The organism is Asticcacaulis aquihabitans (assembly GCF_032490435.1).
In the GTDB taxonomy this organism is placed as follows: domain Bacteria; phylum Pseudomonadota; class Alphaproteobacteria; order Caulobacterales; family Caulobacteraceae; genus Asticcacaulis.
In genome coordinates this window covers 1-5,563 of the sequence record NZ_JAVGWM010000009.1, presented here as the reverse complement: position 1 = coordinate 5,563, position 5,563 = coordinate 1, and the positions used below count along the sequence as shown (strand labels likewise).

Sequence of the window (5,563 nt, the reverse complement as noted above, 5' to 3'; positions counted from 1 at the left end):
GGTCTTTGACATTGTAGATAATGGAAAGGGAATCGCAGGCGGCGGTGTTCTGGCGAGCAGTTGAGATACTGTTCAACGACATCAAAGTTAGCGGTCTCTTTAAGACAACCATTCGACATATTCTTTCGGGGATATGTCGTGTGGGAACTCGTTAATGAACGCACTTATGTACGCAGTAATATGCATACTGAGTCTTTGAAGGTCAAACCAACCTGAGAGTTTGATCCTGGCTCAGAGCGAACGCTGGCGGCAGGCCTAACACATGCAAGTCGAACGATCCTTCGGGATAGTGGCGGACGGGTGAGTAACACGTGGGAACGTACCTTTTGGTTCGGAATAACTCAGGGAAACTTGAGCTAATACCGAATGTGCCCTTCGGGGGAAAGATTTATCGCCATTAGAGCGGCCCGCGTTAGATTAGCTAGTTGGTGGGGTAAAGGCCCACCAAGGCTACGATCTATAGCTGGTCTGAGAGGATGATCAGCCACATTGGGACTGAGACACGGCCCAAACTCCTACGGGAGGCAGCAGTGGGGAATCTTGCGCAATGGTCGAAAGACTGACGCAGCCATGCCGCGTGAATGATGAAGGTCTTAGGATTGTAAAATTCTTTCAGTAGGGACGATAATGACGGTACCTACAGAAGAAGCCCCGGCTAACTTCGTGCCAGCAGCCGCGGTAATACGAAGGGGGCTAGCGTTGCTCGGAATTACTGGGCGTAAAGGGAGCGTAGGCGGGTTATCAAGTTGGAGGTGAAAGCCCAGGGCTCAACCTTGGAATTGCCTTCAAAACTGATAGCCTAGAGTATGATAGAGGTAAGTGGAACTCCGAGTGTAGAGGTGAAATTCGTAGATATTCGGAAGAACACCAGTGGCGAAGGCGACTTACTGGATCATGACTGACGCTGAGGCTCGAAAGCGTGGGGAGCAAACAGGATTAGATACCCTGGTAGTCCACGCTGTAAACGATGATTGCTAGTTGTCAGCCGGCATGCCGGTTGGTGACGCAGCTAACGCATTAAGCAATCCGCCTGGGGAGTACGGTCGCAAGATTAAAACTCAAAGGAATTGACGGGGGCCCGCACAAGCGGTGGAGCATGTGGTTTAATTCGAAGCAACGCGCAGAACCTTACCACCTTTTGACATGCCTGGACCACTCGAGAGATCGAGCTTTCCCTTCGGGGACTGGGACACAGGTGCTGCATGGCTGTCGTCAGCTCGTGTCGTGAGATGTTGGGTTAAGTCCCGCAACGAGCGCAACCCTCGCTGTTAGTTGCCATCATTTAGTTGGGAACTCTAACAGGACTGCCGGTGCTAAGCCGGAGGAAGGTGGGGATGACGTCAAGTCCTCATGGCCCTTACAGGGTGGGCTACACACGTGCTACAATGGCGACTACAGAGGGCAAATCCCTAAAAGTCGTCTCAGTTCGGATTGTCCTCTGCAACTCGAGGGCATGAAGTTGGAATCGCTAGTAATCGCGGATCAGCATGCCGCGGTGAATACGTTCCCGGGCCTTGTACACACCGCCCGTCACACCATGGGAGTTGGTTCTACCCGAAGGCGCTGCGCTAACCGCAAGGGGGCAGGCGACCACGGTAGGGTCAGCGACTGGGGTGAAGTCGTAACAAGGTAGCCGTAGGGGAACCTGCGGCTGGATCACCTCCTTTCTAAGGATATTCCTCCAGATGCTCACGCATCTATTGGGATGTCACTTAAACGAAGCTCTTGAAGCTTCACATATATGCGGTTCACCGCCGTCTTCGTTTCTCTTTCCAATACGCATTCAGCCGGCAGGGGTCTTATGGACTTTTGTAGGGTTGGGTGTGCATCGTAAGCCGGGTCGAATGATCTTGTGCTTTCTGCCTTATGGGCCCGTAGCTCAGTTGGTTAGAGCGCACGCTTGATAAGCGTGAGGTCACAAGTTCAAATCTTGTCGGGCCTACCAAGGGGCCATAGCTCAGTTGGTAGAGCGCCTGCTTTGCAAGCAGGATGTCGTCGGTTCGAATCCGTCTGGCTCCACCAGGGCCACAGGCCCTGGACCCATTAGTTAGTAGAGCGCGTGGCGCCGCTACAGGGTGAGCTTAAAGCTTACGATGCGTTGCAAGTTTCGCTGGTTGTCTTTTGATAGCTAGCGGGTTCAGGGTCTTTTGATCCTGGTTGAAATTGTAAATGAAGGGTTTCCCCGGCATGTTCATAGCTTTAGGGGGTATCCGAGAAGACATTGTCTGACAATCGAGGTCTCAGTACAGTCTGCATATACCTACTTCTTTCCAAGGGTATGCGGATGAGACCTCAAATTAGAAGCGTATGTATAACTCAAACTGTCACCACTCCCCTAGGGTGGAGCCTTTCGACAAGGGCGTTGACGGGTTTGGGTTTGTCAGAAACATGCGTTTTGTTGAGAACGATCAAGCGTTAAAGGGCTTCTGACGGATGCCTTGGCGTAGAGAGGCGATGAAGGACGTAGCAAGCTGCGATAAGATGCGGGGAGGCGCTAGCACCCATTGATCCGCATATCTCCGAATGGGGAAACCCACCTTTGACTGCCCTCTCATTTTAGCTCTTACGGGTTAAAGTGAGTTGGTGGTTTGAAAGGTATAGTAAGCTGAATACATAGGCTTATTAAGCAAACCCGGTGAACTGAAACATCTCAGTAACCGGAGGAAAGGACATCAACCGAGACTTCCCTAGTAGTGGCGAGCGAACGGGAACCAGGCCAGTGCTCTTGTGAAATAAAACCGAACGATCTGGAAAGGTCGACCATAGCGGGTGACAGTCCCGTAGGTGTCAAACAGCAAGAGACTCGAGTAGGGCGGGACACGTGAAATCCTGTCTGAACATGGGGGGACCACCCTCCAAGCCTAAGTACTCCTCTACGACCGATAGTGAACAAGTACCGTGAGGGAAAGGTGAAAAGCACCCCGACAAGGGGAGTGAAACAGATCCTGAAATCGGAAGCCTACAAGCAGTCGGAGCCTCCACGCGAGGTGACGGCGTACCTTTTGTATAATGGGTCAGCGACTTCATGTGCCGAGCAAGCTTAAGCCGTTAGGTGTAGGCGTAGCGAAAGCGAGTTTGAATAGAGCGTTAAGTTCGTCGCATGACGACCCGAAACTAGGTGATCTATCCATGAGCAGGATGAAGGTTGGGTAACACCAACTGGAGGTCCGAACCGATATCTGTTGAAAAAGATTCGGATGACTTGTGGATAGGGGTGAAAGGCCAATCAAACCTAGACATAGCTGGTTCTCCGCGAAATCTATTTAGGTAGAGCGTCGAATTTATTCCTTGGGGGGTAGAGCACTGGATGGATGCGGGCTGCGCGAGTGGTACCAATTCTAACCAAACTCCGAATACCCAAGAGAACTGTTCGGCAGACACACTGTGGGTGCTAACGTCCATGGTGAAAAGGGAAACAACCCTAACCTGCATCTAAGGCCCCCAAATTATGGCTAAGTGGGAAACGATGTGGGATTGCTTTGACAATCAGGAGGTTGGCTTAGAAGCAGCCATCCTTTAAAGAAAGCGTAACAGCTCACTGATCAAGCGATCCTGCGCGGAAAATGTAACGGGGCTAAAGCCATATGCCGAAGATCAGGGCTCGCATTAGCGAGCGGTAGCGGAGCGTTCCGTAAGCCTGTGAAGGTCAATCGTGAGGTTGGCTGGAGGTATCGGAAGTGAGAATGCTGACATGAGTAGCGATAAAGAGTGTGAGAGACACTCTCGCCGAAAGACCAAGGGTTCCTACGTAAAGCTAATCTGCGTAGGGTTAGCCAGCCCCTAAGGCGAGGCCGAAAGGCGTAGTCGATGGGAACCAGGTAAATATTCCTGGGCCAGTATGAAGTGACGGATGCGGTAACTTGTGAGGGCTTATTGGATTGTCCTTGCAGGGAACGTGTCCCTGGAAATAACTCATACAGAGACTGTACCCGAAACCGACACAGGTGGTCAGGTAGAGTATACCAAGGCGCTTGAGAGAACTATGCTGAAGGAACTCGGCAAATTACACGCGTAACTTCGGGATAAGCGTGACTTGCATTTGGGCAACCAGATGTAAGTGGCACAGGCTAGGGGGTAGCGACTGTTTATCAAAAACACAGGGCTCTGCGAAGCTGTAAAGCGACGTATAGGGTCTGACGCCTGCCCGGTGCCGGAAGGTTAAAAGGAGTGGTGCAAGCTGCGAATTGAAGCCCCGGTAAACGGCGGCCGTAACTATAACGGTCCTAAGGTAGCGAAATTCCTTGTCGGGTAAGTTCCGACCTGCACGAATGGCGTAACGACTTCCCCACTGTCTCCAGCATAGGCTCAGCGAAATTGAATTCCCCGTGAAGATGCGGGGTTCCCGCGGTCAGACGGAAAGACCCTATGAACCTTTACTATAGCTTCGCCTTGGCGTTAGCAGCAACATGTGTAGGATAGGTGGGAGGCTATGAAGCAGGGGCGCCAGTTCCTGTGGAGCCATCCTTGAAATACCACCCTTATTGCTGTTGACGTCTAACCGAGACCCGTTATCCGGGTCCGGGACATGGCGTGGTGGGTAGTTTGACTGGGGCGGTCGCCTCCCAAAGTGTAACGGAGGCGCGCGATGGTGGGCTCAGAACGGTCGGAAATCGTTCGACGAGTGCAATGGCATAAGCCCGCCTGACTGCGAGACTGACAAGTCGAGCAGAGACGAAAGTCGGCCATAGTGATCCGGTGGTCCTTCGTGGACGGGCCATCGCTCAACGGATAAAAGGTACTCTAGGGATAACAGGCTGATTTTGCCCAAGAGTCCATATCGACGGCAAAGTTTGGCACCTCGATGTCGGCTCATCACATCCTGGGGCTGGAGCAGGTCCCAAGGGTATGGCTGTTCGCCATTTAAAGTGGTACGTGAGCTGGGTTCAGAACGTCGTGAGACAGTTTGGTCCCTATCTGCCGTGGGTGTACGAGACTTGAGAGGATCTATCCCTAGTACGAGAGGACCGGGATGGACATACCTCTGGTGGACCTGTCGTGGCGCCAGCCGCGCAGCAGGGTAGCTAAGTATGGAATAGATAACCGCTGAAAGCATCTAAGCGGGAAACTAACCTCAAAACAAGGTCTCGCTGAGGATCGTGGTAGACTACCACGTTGATAGGCCAGGTGTGGAAGCACGGTGACGTGTGAAGCTAACTGGTACTAATAATCCGATCGGCTTGATCGTTCCTCAATAAAACACATGGAACATAAGCTTCTAAAATCATACAATGTCTTCTCATTCACAATACGCTGGTCTCGGTTGACCTGGTGGCTATGCCGGAAGGTCCCCACCCGATCCCATTCCGAACTCGGTCGTTAAGCCTTCCTGGGCCGATGGTACTTCGTCTTAAGTCGCGGGAGAGTAGGTCGTCGCCAGGTCTACCAAGGCCAACGTATTGAACCCTTCATTACAAACACACACATTAATCAAGACCGGTCGGCACTAAAGCTTGCCGGTCTTTTTTAATACAAAACACAATACCCAACGCGGGGTGGAGCAGCCCGGTAGCTCGTCAGGCTCATAACCTGAAGGTCGTCAGTTCAAATCTGGCCCCCGCAACCA

At 52.1% G+C, this 5,563-nt stretch carries 3 tRNA genes and 3 rRNA genes; all 6 read left to right on the top strand.

What is annotated here, in order from left to right:
• The first annotated feature begins 208 nt into the window (after positions 1-208).
• The 6 genes from RCJ00_RS20625 to RCJ00_RS20600 all read left to right on the top strand — a co-directional run bounded on the left by RCJ00_RS20625 (position 209) and on the right by RCJ00_RS20600 (position 5,563).
• Positions 209-1,667, top strand: a 16S ribosomal RNA gene (locus RCJ00_RS20625).
• Between the two features lie 201 nt (positions 1,668-1,868).
• Positions 1,869-1,945: transfer RNA gene (locus RCJ00_RS20620), tRNA-Ile, on the top strand.
• 1 nt (position 1,946) lies between these two features.
• A tRNA-Ala gene (locus RCJ00_RS20615) sits at positions 1,947-2,022 on the top strand.
• A gap of 384 nt (positions 2,023-2,406) precedes the next feature.
• A 23S ribosomal RNA gene (locus tag RCJ00_RS20610) occupies positions 2,407-5,185 on the top strand.
• Positions 5,186-5,264: 79 nt separating this feature from the next.
• Positions 5,265-5,379: ribosomal RNA gene (gene rrf, locus RCJ00_RS20605) — 5S ribosomal RNA — on the top strand.
• Together the 16S, 23S and 5S rRNA genes with 3 tRNA genes alongside form the textbook arrangement of a ribosomal RNA operon.
• A 107-nt stretch (positions 5,380-5,486) precedes the next feature.
• A tRNA-Met gene (locus RCJ00_RS20600) sits at positions 5,487-5,563 on the top strand.